Annotated in this window: 18 protein-coding genes and 1 pseudogene; 15 read left to right on the top strand and 4 right to left on the bottom strand. The window is 43.5% G+C overall.

The genetic code is table 11. From position 1 onward, the window contains the following. Positions 1-363 precede the first annotated feature (363 nt). The 5 genes from rlmKL to rmf all read left to right on the top strand — a co-directional run bounded on the left by rlmKL (position 364) and on the right by rmf (position 7091). Positions 364-2502 carry a bifunctional 23S rRNA (guanine(2069)-N(7))-methyltransferase RlmK/23S rRNA (guanine(2445)-N(2))-methyltransferase RlmL gene (gene rlmKL / locus ABT56_RS17490; protein WP_047880199.1) on the top strand — a complete coding sequence of 713 codons (2139 nt, stop codon included), beginning with the start codon at positions 364-366 and terminating at the stop codon, positions 2500-2502. Further along, positions 2503-2769, top strand: a complete 267-nt coding sequence (locus ABT56_RS17485) for a glutaredoxin family protein (protein WP_047880198.1) — start codon at positions 2503-2505, stop codon at positions 2767-2769. It begins immediately after the preceding gene. Continuing rightward, a complete protein-coding gene (gene uup / locus ABT56_RS17480) occupies positions 2747-4672 on the top strand; it encodes an ATP-binding cassette ATPase Uup (RefSeq protein WP_047880197.1) in 1926 nt (641 codons plus the stop codon). The genes ABT56_RS17485 and uup overlap by 23 nt, the downstream gene beginning before the upstream one ends. Beyond that, positions 4672-6747 (top strand): DUF3466 family protein, encoded by a 2076-nt coding sequence (locus ABT56_RS17475; protein ID WP_047880196.1) that lies wholly within the window; start codon positions 4672-4674, stop codon positions 6745-6747. The genes uup and ABT56_RS17475 overlap by 1 nt, the downstream gene beginning before the upstream one ends. A gap of 170 nt (positions 6748-6917) precedes the next feature. After that, entirely contained in the window at positions 6918-7091 is a 174-nt protein-coding gene (gene rmf, locus ABT56_RS17470) for a ribosome modulation factor (protein WP_047880258.1), read from the top strand. A 182-nt stretch (positions 7092-7273) separates the two neighbouring features. Here the strand turns inward: rmf and fabA are convergent, their stop codons facing one another. Continuing rightward, entirely contained in the window at positions 7274-7789 is a 516-nt protein-coding gene (gene fabA, locus ABT56_RS17465; RefSeq protein WP_047880195.1) for a bifunctional 3-hydroxydecanoyl-ACP dehydratase/trans-2-decenoyl-ACP isomerase, read from the bottom strand. Between the two features lie 68 nt (positions 7790-7857). Continuing rightward, entirely contained in the window at positions 7858-9546 is a 1689-nt protein-coding gene (locus ABT56_RS17460) for an AAA family ATPase (RefSeq protein ID WP_047880194.1), read from the bottom strand. 218 nt (positions 9547-9764) lie between these two features. Here ABT56_RS17460 and matP point away from each other — a divergent pair, with 218 nt between their 5' ends. From matP to ABT56_RS17445, 3 genes are all read left to right on the top strand, one after another. Beyond that, positions 9765-10223 (top strand): macrodomain Ter protein MatP, encoded by a 459-nt coding sequence (gene matP, locus ABT56_RS17455; RefSeq protein WP_047880193.1) that lies wholly within the window; start codon positions 9765-9767, stop codon positions 10221-10223. A gap of 10 nt (positions 10224-10233) precedes the next feature. Continuing rightward, complete coding sequence (locus ABT56_RS17450) at positions 10234-10539, top strand: DUF3634 family protein (protein ID WP_047880192.1); 306 nt, start codon at positions 10234-10236, stop codon at positions 10537-10539. A 142-nt stretch (positions 10540-10681) separates the two neighbouring features. Then, positions 10682-11083: a PPC domain-containing DNA-binding protein gene (locus ABT56_RS17445; RefSeq protein WP_047880191.1), complete on the top strand. Its 402-nt coding sequence runs from the start codon at positions 10682-10684 to the stop codon at positions 11081-11083. A gap of 80 nt (positions 11084-11163) precedes the next feature. On the opposite strand, the gene ABT56_RS24535 is transcribed toward ABT56_RS17445, so the two are convergent. Further along, positions 11164-11622 carry a hypothetical protein gene (locus ABT56_RS24535; protein WP_240478346.1) on the bottom strand — a complete coding sequence of 153 codons (459 nt, stop codon included), beginning with the start codon at positions 11620-11622 and terminating at the stop codon, positions 11164-11166. 5 nt (positions 11623-11627) lie between these two features. Between ABT56_RS24535 and ABT56_RS17435 the strand changes: the two genes are divergently transcribed. From ABT56_RS17435 to ABT56_RS17405, 7 genes are all read left to right on the top strand, one after another. Beyond that, positions 11628-12383 (top strand): DUF7003 family protein, encoded by a 756-nt coding sequence (locus tag ABT56_RS17435; RefSeq protein ID WP_053062539.1) that lies wholly within the window; start codon positions 11628-11630, stop codon positions 12381-12383. Between the two features lie 511 nt (positions 12384-12894). Next, positions 12895-13401, top strand: coding sequence for a virion protein (locus tag ABT56_RS17430; RefSeq protein ID WP_240478345.1), 507 nt, complete (start codon positions 12895-12897; stop codon positions 13399-13401). A gap of 472 nt (positions 13402-13873) precedes the next feature. Then, the gene (locus tag ABT56_RS17425) at positions 13874-14446 is read left to right on the top strand and encodes a DUF2913 family protein (protein WP_047880190.1); all 573 of its coding nucleotides are present in this window, start codon (positions 13874-13876) and stop codon (positions 14444-14446) included. A gap of 250 nt (positions 14447-14696) precedes the next feature. Further along, complete coding sequence (locus ABT56_RS17420; RefSeq protein ID WP_157037892.1) at positions 14697-15707, top strand: hypothetical protein; 1011 nt, start codon at positions 14697-14699, stop codon at positions 15705-15707. Positions 15708-15945: 238 nt separating this feature from the next. Further along, positions 15946-16287 (top strand): hypothetical protein, encoded by a 342-nt coding sequence (locus ABT56_RS17415; RefSeq protein WP_084722374.1) that lies wholly within the window; start codon positions 15946-15948, stop codon positions 16285-16287. A 421-nt stretch (positions 16288-16708) separates the two neighbouring features. Beyond that, on the top strand, positions 16709-17116 hold the full coding sequence (locus tag ABT56_RS17410; RefSeq protein WP_047880187.1) for a VOC family protein: 408 nt from the start codon (positions 16709-16711) through the stop codon (positions 17114-17116). 49 nt (positions 17117-17165) lie between these two features. Next, positions 17166-17939 (top strand): phosphotransferase enzyme family protein, encoded by a 774-nt coding sequence (locus ABT56_RS17405; RefSeq protein WP_047880186.1) that lies wholly within the window; start codon positions 17166-17168, stop codon positions 17937-17939. Positions 17940-18299: 360 nt separating this feature from the next. Here the strand turns inward: ABT56_RS17405 and ABT56_RS17400 are convergent. Beyond that, a pseudogene (locus ABT56_RS17400) lies at positions 18300-18674 on the bottom strand (ISNCY family transposase); the annotation flags it as partial.

The following is an 18674-nucleotide window of genomic DNA, read 5'->3' as shown; positions in this document are numbered from 1 at the left end:
AGTGGTTAATGAGCATCTATTTAAAGGTTTTTTTCGACAAATAAAGTCAAAATAAATTAGATAAGTAAATGAAAATAAACAATAAAAATCCATTGTTTATCTGTGGAAACCATGTTGGGTGTGCCGCCTGATAGGAAGGGAGGATATTGTTGCCACTTCTGTTTGGCGAAGGTGCGCACTAGATTGTTGCCTGACAGCTACAATCTGTAGTGTGTTTACTTTCGAAGGGCTCAGTTGAGAATAGGGGTAAAACAGGCGATTGCTGTTTTTTTAGCTAAATAGGCATTTAAGTTCTTTCTGGTGCAAGGTATTTGGTCTGTTTTCAGTTATAATTCTTCGCAACATAAGCGCGAAAAGAACCCCATGAATCAATATCTAGCTATTACATCTCGAGGTCTTGAGAACCTCTTGGCTCAAGAGCTTGAGCAACTGGGTGCCCAGAGCATCAAAGTTGTTCATGCTGGTGTACGTTTTAAAGCAGAGAAGGCAGAAGCGTATCGCTGCTGTCTGTGGACGCGTCTGGCTTCCCGTATCATTTTGGTGCTAAGCGAATTTGACGTTCGTGACGATATGGATCTGTACCTAGGCGCAACAGCCGTAAACTGGATGGAGCAATTTAGCCATACCACACGGTTTGTTGTTGATTTTAACGGTACTAACCGTGAAATTCGCAATAGCCAATATGGCGCGATGAAAGTGAAAGACGCCATCGTTGACCGTTTTACCAAGGCCGATCTTCCACGCCCTAATATTGACCGCGAACGTCCTGATCTGCGTGTACACATGCGTCTATCAGGTGAAAAGGGTGTATTGGGCCTGGATATGGCAGGTAGTGGTCTTCATCAGCGCGGTTACCGTAGCGAAGCGGGTAAAGCGCCATTGCGCGAGACCCACGCGGCGGCACTGGTACTGAAATCAGGCTGGACGGTTGATAAACCGCTGCTCGATCCTATGTGTGGCTCGGGCACGTTGCTGATTGAAGCGGCAATGATTGCGGCTGGCATCGCACCAGGGCTTAAGCGTAAGCGTTGGGGCTTTGAGTCATTTAAAGATTTCGATAAAGAAGCCTGGATGGAAATCCATGCCGAGGCGACGGTAAAAGCCCGCCGTGGTCCTGCGACTGTTACAACTAAATTCTTCGGTATCGAAAAAGATCAGCGCGTACTGAGTATTGCCCGCGACAACGCAGGTCGTGCTGGTGTGAAAGATCTGATTGATTTCCAGCATGGTGATGCAACGCAGTTGGTTTGCCCTGAAGGCTTTAGTGAGGGTGTGATCCTTTGTAACCCTCCTTACGGTGAGCGTTTGGGTACGACACCAGAGTTGATTTCTTTGTACACTTTGTTTGGCAATCGCTTGAAACTGGCGTTTGCAGGTTGTACGGCAGCTATTTACTCGTCGTCTAATGAATTGTTGAGCTGTCTGCGCATGCGTGCTGACAAGCAATTCAAATTGCGCAACGGTGCGCTTGATTGTGTCCTGAAAACCTACCTGATCACTGCTGGTGGCGTAAAGCATGTTGAAGGTGAGGCCGAAGGTCGTCTTGAAGAAACCGAAGTTGCACCGGATTTTGCCAACCGTCTGAAGAAGAATATTGGTAAGTTGGGTAAATGGGCCAAGAAAGAAGGTTTGGATTGCTTCCGTCTGTATGATGCCGATTTGCCAAACTACAATGCGGCGATTGACCAGTACCAAGACTATATCGTTATTCAGGAATATGCTGCGCCGAAAACGGTACCAGAAGAAATGGCGCGTCGCCGTTTGATGGATATCATGCGTGCCACGATTCAGGTAACCGGTGTTGATAGCAGCAAAGTGGTACTGAAAGTGCGCGAACGCCAGAAAGGCAAGAGCCAGTATCAGAAGCTATCAAGTGCTGAGCGTCACATGGTGGTGAACGAGTACGGTGTTGACTTGAAAGTGAACCTGTTTGATTACTTGGATACAGGCTTGTTCCTTGATCACCGCATCACTCGTCGTATGTTGGGTGAGATGTCAGCTGGCAAAGACTTCCTGAACTTGTTTGCTTATACCGGTTCTGCAACTTGTCATGCCGCAGTTGGTGGGGCGAAGTCAACGACAACGGTTGATATGTCTAATACCTACCTTCGTTGGGCACAGGAGAACATGGAACTGAACGGTCAGATCGGCCGCCAGCACCAGTTTATCCAAGCGGACTGCTTGCAGTGGTTGCAGCAGGTGGACGAAACGTTTGATCTGATTTTCATTGATCCGCCAACGTTCTCGAACTCGAAGCGTATGACCCAAAGTTTTGATATCCAGCGTGACCACATCATGTTGATGGAAAACCTCAAGCGTATGCTACGTCCGAATGGTCAGATTGTTTTCTCGAATAATAAGCGTCTATTCAAGATGGATTTCGAGAAACTTGAAGAACTTGGCTTACAAGCGAAGAACATTTCTGATAAAACGTTGCCATTGGACTTCGGTCGCAACAAGCATATCCATAACTGCTGGATTGTTACTCACAAGGAAGGGTAAGTGCTAATCACGCTATATAGCACAACAGGATGTCACCTTTGCGAGCAGGCTTATAGCCTGCTCGTTCGTGCTGGTGTGGCTGAGAATATCAAGGTAGTCGATATCGCCTTTGATGATGCGTTGTTTTCACGTTACGGCACTACAATCCCAGTACTTTCTCTCCAATCTTCCAATTCTGAACAACATAGCCCGGAGCTCGGCTGGCCTTTTGACGCCGAGTTGCTGGCATCATGGTTAAAAGACAATGGCTTTAATTCATATCAGTAACGCCCAGTTGGCGTACGGTGATCATGCACTGCTAGATAAAGCAGAGTTTATCCTTCAACCTAACGAACGAGTATGTTTGGTAGGGCGCAATGGCGCGGGCAAATCAACCTTGATGAAGGTAATTTCGGGCGATGTATTGCTTGATGACGGCAGCATCCAGCGTCAGTCGGAACTGCGCGTATCGCGTCTTGAACAGGATCCACCTCGTGATGCTGAAGGTACGGTATTTGATTTTGTCTCTGAGGGCCTTGCCGAGATTGGTAAGGTGCTTAAAGAGTACCACCACCTGCTGGATTTGATCACTCGTGAGCCAAGCGATGCGAATTTCGCTAAGCTGACTCGTGCCCAAGAGCAGATTGAACATGCGGATGCTTGGCAGTTTGATAACAAAATCACCTCGGTGTTGCAGCATTTGCAGCTTGAGCCGAGTGTACTGCTCAAGGATCTATCAGGCGGTTGGCAGCGTAAGGCTGCTTTGGCCCGTGCGCTGGTTTGTGATCCCGATATTCTGCTGCTTGACGAACCGACCAACCACCTGGATGTAACAACCATTGAATGGCTTGAAGGCTTCTTGAAAGAGTTCAAGGGCTCGATTGTCTTCATTTCTCACGACCGTGCATTCATTCAGTCTATGTCGACACGTATTGTCGATTTGGATCGTGGTCAGCTGGCATCTTTCCCTGGGGATTACGAACAGTATCTTGATGCCAAGGAAGAGATGCTGCGCGTAGAAGCGGAGCAAAATGCTGAGTTTGACAAGAAACTTGCTCAGGAAGAAGCGTGGATCCGTCAGGGTATCAAAGCCCGTCGTACCCGTAATGAAGGCCGTGTTCGAGCCCTTAAGCAGCTTCGTCGTGAACGCAGCGAGCGCCGCGATGTAGTCGGCAAGGCAGACATGCAGCTGCAAGAAGCCAGCACGTCGGGCAAGATTGTCTTCGAAGCGAAGAACATCAGTTATAGCTACGATGATAAACCAATCATCAAAGACTTTAGCTTTAATGTGATGCGCGGCGATCGTATTGCGCTTATCGGTCCTAACGGATGTGGTAAGAGTACGCTGTTGAAGATCATGCTGGGCAACTTGGAGGCTCAGGGTTACTTCCATTGTGGAACCAAGCTGGAAGTGGCGTATTTTGACCAGTACCGCGAAGTGCTAGACCCTGAGAAAACCGTGATGGACAACCTTGCTGACGGCAAGCAGGAAGTAACCGTTAATGGCCGTACTCGTCATGCGCTAGGTTATTTGCAAGATTTCTTGTTCCATCCTCGCCGTGCCCGTACTCCGGTAAAAGCGTTGTCTGGTGGTGAGAAAAACCGTCTTCTACTCGCAAAATTGTTCCTTAAGCCAAATAACTTGTTGGTACTCGATGAACCAACCAACGATTTGGATATCGAAACCTTGGAACTTTTGGAAGAAATTCTTGCCAATTATCAGGGTACTTTGCTGCTTGTGAGCCACGATCGTCAATTTGTCGATAATACAGTGATGACAAGCTGGATTTTTGAAGGTGATGGCGTGATCGACGAATACGTCGGCGGCTATCATGACGCGCAGGAGCAGCGTGCGAACTCGCTGAGTCAAAGGGCGAAGGCGCAAGCCGAGCAAATTGAACAGGCAAAGAAGAAAGAAGAGAACAAGCAACAGCGCCAAGAAGCTCGCCAGCGTACGGTTAAGAAACTCTCTTACAAGTTACAGAAAGAGCTGGAAGAGCTGCCGCAACTTATTGAAAAACTGGAAAATGAAATTGCTGAGTTGCAGGAAAAAATTAATGATCCTGCGTTCTTCCAAGATGTGAAGAATGACACTCAGGCTGTGCTGTCTCGTTTGAGTGAGGCAGAGGCGGAGTTTGAACAGGCATTCGAACGTTGGGAAGAACTAGAAGCAATGCAGAAGGAATCTTAATGCAACATAAAATGTTAAAACTATCAGCACTGGCTCTTATGGTAGCCGGTGCGACAAGCGCCAATGCTGCAGTTTACCGTGTTGTTGAGGTAACCGGTGATAGCTCTGTTGCTGATCAGCAGTATTACCCTGAAGTCTCAAATGACCGTCTAAGACAGAATGTTGAGTTTTACGGTGAAGCGATTGCGCCAAGCTCGGCACAAAACTGTTTTGCTCAAAGCTGTAATGAAACCAGCTTCCCATTGGCAGGTGAGAGCCGTTTGGGTTCTGAAGGTGTGCCGATTCGTGATGAAGTGGCTTATATCAGTGACAACTTACAGCATATCGTTGATAGGGAAAGTCTGCAGCGCTACTGTGAGACCCGTTTGGGGCCGAATACCTGTGGTGACTGGGCGCTGACGCGTTATTACGGTAAAGGTTACAATACCATTGACGCTACTGATCGTACTGGTATCGGTGGTATGGTGCGTGAGCAAGAATCGTGGAATAACGGTTATTTTGCCAATACAACCGCAATGATTGAGCAAAGTGGCAATACCATGCAGCCAATCGAGACGTTTGCCGACAAGAGTGAAGGTTATGATCCTGCGGTAACGGGTGTATTGGGTACTATTAGTTCAACACAATCTAATGATTCAGTTATCAATCAGATCATTGATGATACAGGTTCTGATTTCCTAGGGGTAACGACGGGGGCCTATTTCTCTAATGGTGACCGTAATGCCCGCCAGTTTGATAAGCGTGGATTTGTAAACCTCGGTGGCAATGAAGTGCGCCTGGATCCGGTGCAAGGCAATGCGATGACGCAAAATGCGGGTCAGAGCTTGGCTTGGGATTCGGTTACGTTGTCAGATGGCAGTCGCTTGGTGGTTGGTAGTGCTTCGTTCTCGCCAAGTAAGTTCGACGATGAAGACAAGGTACCGGACAAGAGTAACGATACCGATCCGGGCTTTAGTTTTGATGCCTTCAAGAGCTGTGTTGATAAAGGCGATAACTTGGCCGCGTTTTTTGGTACCAAGGAGTGTCAGCTATCGGTATTTGCCAATGATGCTGTGTTCTGGAGTGTCGATGGTACAACAGGTGCTGTAACGGCGAAGGCATTGGCTGACCGTGTTGACGGGAGTGGTCGCGAATACCCGGCGCAGGATCCTGATGAAAACAAGCGTTCATTCCAGGCGTCTGCTCGTGCCGTAAGTTTGGTGCAAGGTAAGCCAGTGGTAGCGGGCTTTACGACTGACTCTGTAAATAATGGTGTGGGTAATACCGTAGAAGGTGATTACTACGCAGTACGCGCTGCTGTGTATGAGCCATCAACTGATTTCGCTAGCGGCAACGAGAAATGGGAACGCAAGATCATTCCTGGTTTGTCGATTAAGTCCGATGATGAGCGCAAGCTAGTTTTTAGTATGGCGACAGATATTAATGACAATAACATGGTTATTGGTGTTGCGAAGAACAACGTTGCCCAGAACCGCTCTTATACCGAGCGCATGTTCGTTTATGATAATGCAGTCAATGCATCTGCGCCGACGTTCCTGAATAGTGGCGTGTCTTCGCTGTTCTTTGAAGGCGCCAACGGTTACCCTGCGGCTATCAACAATAATAACCAGATTGTTGGCCGTGTGGATGCAGAGTCTATAAATCAGGTAGAAGGTCGTTTCCGTCGTCAGCGTGCTTTCACCTATGCAATGGGCGAAATCCCTGAATCTGCGGCATTGAAGCGTGGTGATGTTTACTTCCTTGATGATCTGGTCAACGATGGCAACAAGGGTGGTGTGGCTAACCAATTCCGTATCTTTGATGCGTCTGACATTAACGATGCGGGTGTGATCTCAGCAACGGCCTACAAGTGTGATGGCGGTTATGACGATTTGTCGAAAGACTCGTTCTGTAAAGGCGGTCAGCCAGGTTCAGAGCGTATTGTTGCGGTTAAGCTGATCCCAATCGATGCTGGACAGTCTCCATCGGTGCAGACACGTCCACAGCGAGAAGAAAGCATTGAGCGAGAGGGTGGTTCTCTGGGCTTCCTTGCATTATCCGTGCTAGGTTTGCTGGGTTTCCGTCGCCGTAAGTAAGTTTTCTGTCAACATTGTTTGAAGTACTAACAGGCTCACATATCGTGGGCCTGTTTTTTTATAAGGGTTGATATCCAAGTCCATTTGGCTAATTCTTATAAGTGGAGTCACAAAAGCTCCATCATTATGCAATAGTAATGAATGAAACAAATAAGGATGAGGATCGAACTATGAAGAGACAAAAGCGGGATCGTCTGGAGCGCGCACAATCTCAGGGCTATAAAGCCGGTATCAATGGTCGTTCCAGTGAAGACTGTCCGTATCATTCTACGGATGCCCGTACAAACTGGCTAGGTGGCTGGCGAGAAGCAAGAGAAGATCTGCAATCTGGCCTGTTTAAATAATTAAACCTCCCTTCATATCACCCTTATTGAGCCCCTATTAGGAACAGGGGCTTTTTTATGCCTCAAATTTCTAGGTTCTGCCACTGAGTGGGCTATAAGCGACCGATAAAGAAAAGGCCGCATCAGGTGCGGCCTTTATAGTGTTACCAATAGATATTAGTGGGGGAAGGAACATCTATGGGTTAGAAAGCAGATGTATCCTTGAACAGACCCACTTTCAGGTCTTTCGCTGTGTAGATTTCTTTGCCGTCTACCAGAACTCGGCCATCGGCGACACCCATGATCAGCTTGCGGTTGATGACACGTTTGAACTGAATTTCATAAGTTACCTTTTTCGCTTCAGGCAGGATTTGGCCGGTGAATTTCACTTCGCCAACGCCTAGAGCGCGACCTTTACCTTCACCGCCGGCCCAACCAAGGAAGAAGCCGACAAGCTGCCACATTGCATCAAGGCCAAGGCAACCAGGCATGACAGGGTCACCTTTGAAGTGGCAATCGAAAAACCACAGATCAGGTTTGATGTCGAGTTCGGCATGGATAAAGCCTTTACCGTGCTCGCCACCTTCGTCAGTAATGGTCAGAATACGGTCGATCATCAACATGTTGTCAGAAGGCAGCGACGGAAAGTCAGGGCCGTGAAGCTCACCTTTACCACAGGCAACAAGTTCATCATAGTTATAAGATTGCTGGCGTTTCATCAGACTTTTTAGCTCCTTGAAAAGTATGGAGCTAAATTAGCTTACACATGTACGCTAAACAACTCGGATCAGTTCTGGACAAACCAGTGACGAAGACGAGAAAGCAAACCACCGTGGTGATCATCCAGCGCGTGGTGCACGTCATCAATACGTTCGGCAATTTTTGCCAGCAGCGTATCATCGTCGTTTTCATCGTCGCTTCGGAATACCTTGCCGGTCAGGCGCGGCAGGGCATCGTCAACGCTTGAAACCGTCCAGATATGGAACTGACCTGCTTTTATTGCCTCGACAACCTCATCACACAGGCACAGGTTGGTTAGGTTTGTCTGGGGCAGGATAACGCCTTGGTTACCTGTCAGGCCGCGATAGGCACAAACCTTGTAGAAACCTTCGATCTTTTCGTTGATGCCGCCCACGGCCTGTACACGGCCAAATTGGTCTACTGCACCGGTAACGGCAATCTGTTGATTGATAGGCTGCATAGACAGGGCTGATACTAGCGAGCACAGCTCGGCAAGTGAGGCGCTGTCACCATCAACTTCCGAATAGGATTGTTCGAAAACGATAGAGGCCGAATAGGGCAATGGCTGGTTGAGATCGAGGGCGGTACTCACGAATGCCTGCATGATCATCATACCTTTGGCATGGATATTACCGGCAAGCTCGGCTTTGCGCTCGACATCGGAAATATCACCGTCGCCAAAATGCACCACGCAAGAGATACGCGCGGGCTCGCCATAGGCTCGAGGGTGTCCCGGCACTTCGACAACCGTAAGGCCGTTGACCTGGCCAATCTCTTCGCCCTGACAGTCGATAATGACTTGGCCATGATGAATATCTTCAATTGCTCGCTCTGGCAGGTAAGACTCGCGGTACTCACGCGCATCTAGGGAGTCTTGGATATGTTGGGCGCTAATGGCGTTACCCTGTGACTCAATGGCCGCTTCGCACAGCAGGCTCTGATGCCAGATAGGACACAGCGGCACTCGCGTTTGGTCTTCGGCATAACGGGCCCCCGTCTTCAGCACCATTTCGATCGCCTGGCGGTCGGCAAGGTCGGGTAGCTTGGCTTTGTTGATAATGGCTTTTACATAAGTGAGGTATTTCGGCAAGTTTGTATCGTTGATGATCAAATCCTGCTCGAATTCACCATACATGGTAAACCCTGATGAAATATCTGGTTCGGCGTTTTCGAGTTCACCCATTAGATACCGGTCACCGATAATAACCAGTTTGATATTAAGTTGTTCAGGCTGGGGAAGCGGGTAGAGCTTCTTGTTACAAGCGGCTTGCCATTCTAACTCACCGTTCATCAGCACGCTTTTGAGGCGAGGCCATAGGCTTGGGTTTGCCAAGATAGAGCTTACGGCAAGAACCAAGTAGCCATTGTTGGCTTGGTGAACAAGGCCATGCTTGATCTGAGACTTGGTAATGCTACCTTCAACCGGCGGGTAAACGGCCCCAAATAGGCTTTGCTCTGTGACATTCTCACCAAAGACAATCACCGGCGCTTCGTTGTTACGCTGACCATGTATGTTCAATAGTTCAATCACGTAGTCACGGTACACTTTATTTTCAGGTGCGGTGATACGGAGGACTCGGGGTTGAAGCTCTACAGCGGTAAACCGGCGTACGGCATCGGTAAGGCGATCTTGCAAGGTGCCTGTAATTGCAGGCTGGAGATCGCCATACTGTTCTAAGATGGCTTGATAAGCGGAGTAGTCCGGAGTCATCGTACGCCAGGTTTCTTCATGCATAAGCGTTGTATTTAAGTTGTTAGTGTGAAAAGGACAGCAGTATAAAGGAATCGAAAGCTGCATAATAGCGAATGGATAAGGTAATTTTCATCAATTGCCATTTGGTTGGGATCGACTTAAAAACAAACGCTTAAATATCAAAAGAGAATTGAGCTTTTACAAGTACGCAGTTACACTGTCACTATTAAGTTTAGTCTTATCGAGAATCACTGCCTACAATGAAATATCAGCAACTTGAAAACTTGGAAGCCGGCTGGAAGTGGAATTACCTGGTAAAGAAATGGAAAGAAGGTGAAGCCATTACCGCTTACATTGACACCAGTGAGGCAGAAGCAGCGCTTCAGGAGCTGCTTGCTATCGAGCATGAGCCAACCAAGGTGCTGAAGTGGATCAGTAAGCATATGTCGCCGGATCTGGAGAATAAGCTCAAGCAAGCTATTCGCGCTAAACGCAAGCGTCATTTTAATGCCGAGCAGGTTCATACACGCAAAAAGTCTATTGACTTGGATTTTCGTGTTTGGGAAAAACTGGCAGAGAAGTCGAAAGAGCTTGATTCAACCTTGTCCGATACCATTGAATACTTGCTGTCTGAATCGAATAAGACCGAGCAAGCAAGTAAGCAGGTTCTGGATATTAAGAATGACCTGCATGAACTGTTAGATTTCGATCTCGACTAAGGATAGTACTATGGAATACGTGATTCTTCTGACTGTAGCGGTGTGCCTGCTGGTGTTCTGGGACCGGCCTGTCATGGTACTGGTGTTTGAAGACGGTAAGCTGGTTAAGCAATCCGGGAATATTCCGGTTGGTTTTCTTCGTGGCTGTAAAGACATTGCCCATAAAGAGCCATTTAGTGGCAAGGTGAAAGTCTATAAGAACCGCTTTACAACTAAGCTGGTCTTTTCCAAGTCAGTGCCTTCTAAGATCAAGCAACGTATTCATAATGTGTTCCCCTATAATGGGAATACCAAAAAACGCGGTAAACGGGCCTGAGAGCTTGATAAGCATTTCGGCTAAAGGATAATAAAAGAGTCTCTTCGTGAGGCTCTTTTTTTATGTAAGCGTATTCGGCTTTTGCTGCCGATGACTTTAACACGCTGACTCACGTCCCTAAAGAGGATAAGGAAACACTGATATGTTAACTCCCCATGCATTTCGCCTGACTCAGGGTGACGATTTAAAACAAGCAGTCCTTGCGTATATACAAGGTCATCATATCCTGGCCGGTTCGTTAATCAGTGGTGTAGGATGTTTGTCGGCAGCTGAGATTCGTTTAGCCAATGAGAAGAATGAAATAACATTGTCAGGGCCTTTGGAAATTCTGACCCTATCAGGTACGTTGACGCCCGAACATGTTCACCTGCATATTTCTGTTGCTGATGCAGAAGGTAAGGTGACAGGTGGCCATTTAATGGATGGTTGTATTGTGTCGTATACGGCTGAAATATGCCTTGTTGAATATGGTAATATGGTGTTTTCTCGAGAAGTTGATTTAGCTACCGGGTTTACGGAACTGGTGATTGATAAGCGTCGATAATCGAAGGGAAGGGTATCTAACCTTATTGTGATAGATTAAGAAGCCACCACACATTATGCTGGTGGCCTTAATATACTTTTCTATGATGATTTCGTTTTGGATAAGTCAGCTGTTAATGCATGTTGTAGGGCATTTTTACTATTGATATAAGATTTGATTGTTTCTTTAAGTGCGTTGAGTTCATCTTCCGCTTTTTGTCTTTTGGCTTTTTCATCTTCCAATGCTTGCCCTAGTTCTACAGCAAGGTATCCACCTTTAATTAAGGCTTTGGTTGTGACACTACTATTGGTGAGTTCTTTTAATGATTCAATCATGTAGTAGTGTTCTTCGATATTGCGAATAGTAATTGCCATAAAAAAGTGCCATAAAATCAGACTAGATTGCATTATCGTTAGATTGAGTTTGTTGTCAATTATAATGATTGCATTCTCTCGCGGCGGTATCTCGACTGTTTTTTGAAAATGATTGCAATCGAGTTCATCGCTAGAGCGACCCATAAGCCCATAGCCTGCTCGTTGATCACTGGCCTTGTTAGGCATTTGCTATGTATAGAGACAAAAATGATATGAATTGGACATCAGAACAAATATTAAAGATTTTGGATACATGTGCGGAAGAGTCTACGTTCCCTGTTTTAGATAATGGTTATGTTTACTTAGCCGCAACAAGAATGTCTGTTTATCGCTCTAATGAAGACTGGGCAATAGTTATTGAAGTCTTTGGTTTTTCCCCAAGATCTGGTGATCCTGATGTTCAGATTTACACGTTCTCAAGTAAATTACATAACCGAAATCTTTCTTCAAATTATGCGACTGAAGATGCTTATAACGGTTATCTAAAGTCCAATCCATATAATGAATCCAGATTTATTTACCCAATTGAAAATGATGATTGGCTAGATGAAAAAGACTTGGAGTATACAAAAACGAAGGGGGTGTGCGTACTTCGTGGTAATAAGGTATTGGTTCCTGAATTACCAGAATATCAAAAGTACGGCATCGAGCTTGAGGAAGAAAGTCCTCTTACTTTTGAGTTCTGTCGATTTCTAGCTCATAAGTATAGAGACCTAGTTCTATGTACAGAAGATGAGAGGCGAGTAAGTGTTTCTCCGGAATTGGAGCTATTACTTCAGCTTGATGCTTGGAGTCATCCTGATATTTCAAGAGGGGATTTACCAAGTTCATCAAACACCTTCAAGCAAGTTGTTAAAGCTATAGAAGTAGGCAGTGCAAAGAGTTATAAACAGACTAAAGATGAAAACACACATTGGGTTAATTGGCCTGATGCAGGCACCTTATGAAGGTCGAGCCTAACAGGAGCACCCGCTTAGCCAAAGCAAGATCCGCTACATTAATTTGGCGAGGGGACCCTCATTTTTCCTGATCTACTTGGTGCTATTGTGCAGCACTTGATTCCAATGAAGAGCTTGCAGATGTAGATAGAAATCGTGAAAGGGTAGAATGCTGAAATGAAGGTAATAAGCTTGTGAAGGGCAGTATTATTCATTCAGATGTTACTTTTGAGAGTATGATGCCATGTGTATGTTGGGCCGTTTGGTTTTAATCTACTGAGTAGATAATCCAACAGCGAAGGATTGTTTATTAAGCACTTGTTTTCACATGCCCGATGCTTTTAATTCTCTCAGGAATACACCTAATGCACTATAACTTTATTGCGTTAATTAAATACATAACCATCTCATAAAAATAACCAAAGCCTTGCTAGTACAAGATGTAAGAGGGCAATATCGCTGGTGGACATATCTTTTCATAAGCTATAAAAAATAAGGGCAATAAAGATTGAAGACGATAATGAATATTAAAAAACACATAACAAACAAAATGTACAAATTCCTTGTTAAGCTGGTGGGTAAGAACGCTATCTTTCAAAAGGGTAGGCCGAGAGCTGCATCTTCACCCGCTAACCGTAACATCCGCGGTATTCGAAACAACAATCCATTGAATATCGAGTTCAATAAGAATAATGATTGGATCGGCCAGCTTGGTAGTGATGGTCGTTTTGTCATTTTTTCAGAACAAAAGTATGGCTTTCGCGCAGGAGCGCGCGTATTAAGAAGCTATCAACGTAGAGGAATTGATACCATTTCAGGAATTGTACATGTGTTTGCACCTAACCACGAAAATAACAGTGAGCATTACGCCAGGATGGTCGCACAGTGGAGTGGCTATGGCTTGACACAAAAACTAGATTTTAATGATTCAAAAACGATTACTCGTATCATTCAATCTATGGCAAGAATGGAAGTTGGTTACCAGTACAGTTTCGATGAAGTAAAAGCAGGCGTTGACCTGGCATAGTGGCATTAAGATGAAAAGAAAAGGCGGCCAATACATTGTTTGGTGAAAGATAAATGCCTTCCAAACCGCCGTAACAACACCTAAGAGCTAGATGTGATAAAGCGTAACTTATTAGTTAGCGAAGCGCAGGCAGAATAGGTAATTTTTAGGGAAAAAGCCCACAAATCAGCTTGTTGTAATACAAGCCCAGTTTTTTCCCCAGTCTATATCACATTGTGGTACGACGATTTCGTGATCCGCGATAGTGACACTGTCACACAATGCTGGGTGGCGAATAGCTCCCCAGCGTTAAAGGAATCTTTAAAATTAACTAACTACACACTTTTTCTTAGTGATCTCATGATTTGCGGCCCAAAATGCGAACAAAAAACCATCAAGCGCCTTTTTTTATGAAGAAGAATGGAGCCTAGACTACTTTCTGTCAGCAATAAGAGTATGATAGCAGTAACACCCGCTACAAATTGTTACGCCAATGACCCAATCTCAGATGCTACTTGATGTTAGTACCAATGCTCTATTGCTTGTCGAATTCAAAAAACTGGAAAAACCACTGACGAAATCTGAAAGCAACAACCTGCTTTTGAAATACTTAAAACGAATCGCTAAGATTGAGCGTTACAGAAAAATCAGGAAATCTGTCAAACATTGGATCTTACTGGGGCGGCAAGCTGATGCTAATTTGGAAAACATTTTAGATATTGAGCACGACCGCTTGCTAAACAACAGCTCAACTGATCTCTATCGCTTTGTTGTTCTGATTGAAGAGATTGAATCTGAACTGAAAACAAAAGTGCAGTACTCAAGTGCGCATAAGATAGATCTTTCAGCTCGATTTGGCCAAGTATTAGTCTGTGTTGTTGATGAAAATTTAAAAGCTAGCTTTGATGATGATGGATTGATGTGCAAATCGACTCAAATCCTGTTCATTGGTAGCCCTGAATATAAAGATGTATTTTCATCGGTTATAGATAAAGCTTATTACTTTCAATCTGTTGTCGCTTATGAAGATGAAAGCCACCTAAGGGTAGAGTTATTTAGGCGCTAAGCCTCAACTTTAGATAGTGGAAAATGCGACAACGTAACGTATTTTCTTAAAGTCATAAAGCCCCTAAAGGGGCTTTTAAGAAAAACTTATTAACCTTAATTTATTGATTTTATTTGCTTTTTGTATAGCATGGTCAATCTTCACATTTGGAGTAGATCACTAAAGTTATATGAAATCGATTATACCAATAACGCTTCTTTCTGGCTTGGTTCTCCTGTTGCCAAGTCTCGCATCTGCAAATGAATTCACAGTGAAAAATGTGAAGAATCCTCATTTTTCTGAGTCAGATTTTCCTTTTTTTGTATCTGAAAAATATCCAGAAAGTGCTTCTCGTATTAATATTTTCCTTCAATATTATTACTTCGATAAAACATTACAAGAAGAAGATTTTGCTAGTAAATCATCGAGCCCATTTAGAACAACCGATAGCTATCGAAGAGTTTTCTCTTTTTACGAACCGATAGTGACAGAAAAGAAAAATTATATAGAAGTAACCATTTCAGGGGATGCTTGTGGTGCTTATTGTGAATGGGGTGAAAATACATTTCTCTTTGATAAATATTCTGGCCGACCAATCACTTTAGTAGATCTATTATCACCAAAAGGTACAAAATCACTTGAAATAAGATTAAGAAGTGACAACCTAAATAGGGTCAAAAAATATATCATAAATAAGCCGGATGATAATTCTGATGAATATGTCATGGGCGAGTATTACTTATATAATGATTGTTATCAAAATAGATTCAGAGATAACTATGACAAAATTGACGAAGATACTAATTTTCATTTGTCTGATAACCAGCTGACTATAACGTTTGGTCGATGTTCAAACCATGCATCGAGGGCACTTGATGAAATCGGAAAGTTTGAAAATACACTTTCATATGAAGAGCTTAAACCATATTTAAGTAATGATGGTATTCAGTATTTATCGAACCAAACACACTCGCTCTCCAACATACAAACGCCTTATAGAGTTTTCCAAGGAAAAATTGCAGATAAATATCCTATTACAGTCGTAAATATTAAACATGGCGGGTGGTCATATTGGTATGATAAATATCAAACACCAATTGAATTACACAAAGTTGACTGTGTTGACGCAACAGCTCAATGTTTCAAAGAAGGCCGTTATGACAATATGATGCAGAAGTGGGTATATACTGCAGAATGGAAAATGAATCAATATAACGATAACATCTTAGGTTCATTTATTAGGATTTCAGATGGGAAGAGAATGAGCGTTTCCATAAAATGAAAATTCCTATTAACTTTAATACCGATGATGGTATTAATTACCAAGCAAGATTGGATGAAATACACGTATATTAATTAGTTGATAGATTAGGTTGACCATTCAAAAGCCCACAAACGATCTGCGAGTGGGCTTTTTCAATTTGAGTAGACTCACATTTTGAACGGTAAGATAACTATTAATTTTAGAGCCAACTATAATTTAGTTGGTTACTGTTAATTTACCAATAGGAGATACAAGGATGTCATGTTCAAAAATTCATTCTCATTCTAATCATGTTCACGGCCCTGGTTGCGGGCATACTGCTATTCGCCATAATGGCCATATTGATTACGTTGTCGATGGTGTATTGCATCATCCGCATGGTGATCACTGTGATGAACATGTCATTGCTATTAATGAGAAGCATCCAGATGAATGTAATGCAGAACATTTATGTGGAGAGCATGTTCATGGTCCTGACTGTGGTCATGAAGCCATCCAACATGGTGATCATATCGATTATATTGTTAATGGTAGATTGCATCATCAACATGGTGATCACTGTGATGACCATGGACCTGTTGAAATCATTGAGAGTTAATCAAATAAAGCCCCTTTGGGGCTTTTTTTGTCTTGATGGATGGGGAACTTGGCAGAATAAACCAATAACATCAATGTGACAGCGTCACAAACCATGCATTTACGCTGACATACTGAGCGCTTCGTTCAATATCCAACCCGTATATTCGTTTCTTATGTCATTAAATTATCATTGCGGTCGTTATTTGTGCGTTATGGCTAGATTGCGTCTCGTTTGTTCTCTCATATAAGGTATTTATTAGCTAATAAATAAAGCTATGAAAGTGCCGGAACGTACAATTTTTGCTAGCTTTGCATCACATCTTTCTTAAATAATTTTTGTTATTTATAGCGTCAAGGATTTTACCCATAGACACTATAGGCAGATCTTGCGATTCTTAGGTTAACTATCCAATTAATGACAACAAGGATGAGGATGTCGTATGAAAATAAAAAAACTATCCACATGCTTTTGCACATCAGAAGTCGCTGCTTGCCGAGAATTTTATCGAACGTATTTATCAGCAAAAACAGTTTTTGATTGCGGTTGGTACATTATTTTGAAAATAGACGGTATTGGCACAGAGCTTTGTTTTATTCAACCACAAGAAAATATGCCTGTTTTTGGTGGAAATGGGGTAATGCTAAATTTCCTCGTCGATGATGTAGATTCAGAACATTCACGTTTAATAAATGCAGGACTTCAGGTCATTATGCCACTAAACGATCATCCATGGGGTGATCGCGGTTTTTCTGTTTTAGATCCGATAGGAAACTCCGTTTATATTTACTCATCACGCGAACCAAGTGATGAATTCAAGCCATACTTTGACAACTTAAATGAGTCGTGACATTGCCAATTGAAGTAAGAGTCGGTATCGATATTGTAGGGATCAGTATATGGCTAAATTAGAAGACAGCAGGAAGTCAAATATCCATAAAAAGGGGAGTGTTGTCTATCGTCCTCTCAATACATGGAGCAAAAGCGTCCATCGTTTTCTGCATCACCTAGAACAAGAAGGTATAACTGAATCACCAAGATTTATAGGTATTGAGGGAAATCAAGAAAAATTAAGCCTGGTAGAAGGCTTAACTTTTGATTATCCATTAATTGGAAATATCGCAACATCAGAAGCATTAATCACGGCAGCTAAACTACTTAGAAGAATTCATGATGCATCTGTTTCATTCCTCCACCAAAAGAATACAACATCACTTAATTGGATGCTTGAGCCTCGTGAACCTTACGAGGTTATCTGTCATGGTGATTTTGCTCCGTACAATATTGCTTTAATTGGAAATAATGTTGTAGGAGTGTTCGATTTTGATGCCGCACACCCAGCCCCTAGGTTATGGGATATTGCGTATGCTTTATATTGCTGGGCACCATTTAAAACCGATAATGTGGATAGACTAGGAACTTTCACTGAACAAACCCAACGTGCAAAATTATTTTGCGACAGTTATGGGCTAACATCAGAGCAAAAGAGTCAACTTCCAGAGTTTATGTTTTTACGGATACAGGCATTGGTGAACTTTATGAAGAAGGAAGCCATGAAAGGAAATAGGCAATTTGCTGATAATATCGAACAGGGTCACCATCTTGCTTATTTAAGCGATATTGAATATATCAAAAGTAATGCGGAAGAAATACGCCATGGATTGATCTATTAGTCAGCATCCTATCAATTATACTTGTCTTTACGTTATCAAGTATTTTAATAGCCACATGCCATATTAACCCACATCAAAACAACAAGATAAAACTGTGACAGCGTCACTGAATGTGCTTAATTTAACTTGATAATGGCAACACAAAGCCTATTATTTTAACAAATAACGTCAAATTTAGCATATATAACGATATTCAAGTTACGATTTGCCATATTACACTGTAAGCTTAGGGTGATATGCATACATATGGCTCAAAATAACCACATAATGATTGACCGTTTATACAAAAAGTCTGATGAATTTGATGTAACAGCATATCAAAACATAACCATAGAGTAGGGAAGTCAGGTCTTTTCATTAAAAGATATCATCGATTTCGCTGAGTGATTCACGTTCTGGCCGGTGCATGTCCTTGGGATAATGCGCCGGTTTGGCAAAGCGCTGGTTGAAATCAGCGATGAAGTCGGGGGAGCCATGCATTGGCTTGCTCAATAGTATCGATTCCTTGTAATCGCATTTCTTTAACTAAGCGATCTTGCAAGGTTTTGTTGGCTCGCTCGACACGGCCTTTAGCTTGTGAACTGTTGGCACAAATAAGCTCGATATTAAGGTCTTGAAGAACACGACCGAACTGAGTCAGGCGTTCGGTTTGCGCATCACGCTTACTGACATGGAAAACAGCATGACGATCGCTGTAAAACGCAGTCGGTTTACCATGTTGGTCAATATATTCAC

The organism is Photobacterium aquae, assembly GCF_001029445.1.
GTDB classification, from domain to species: domain Bacteria; phylum Pseudomonadota; class Gammaproteobacteria; order Enterobacterales; family Vibrionaceae; genus Photobacterium; species Photobacterium aquae.
This window is presented reverse-complemented; position numbering and strand designations above follow the sequence as displayed.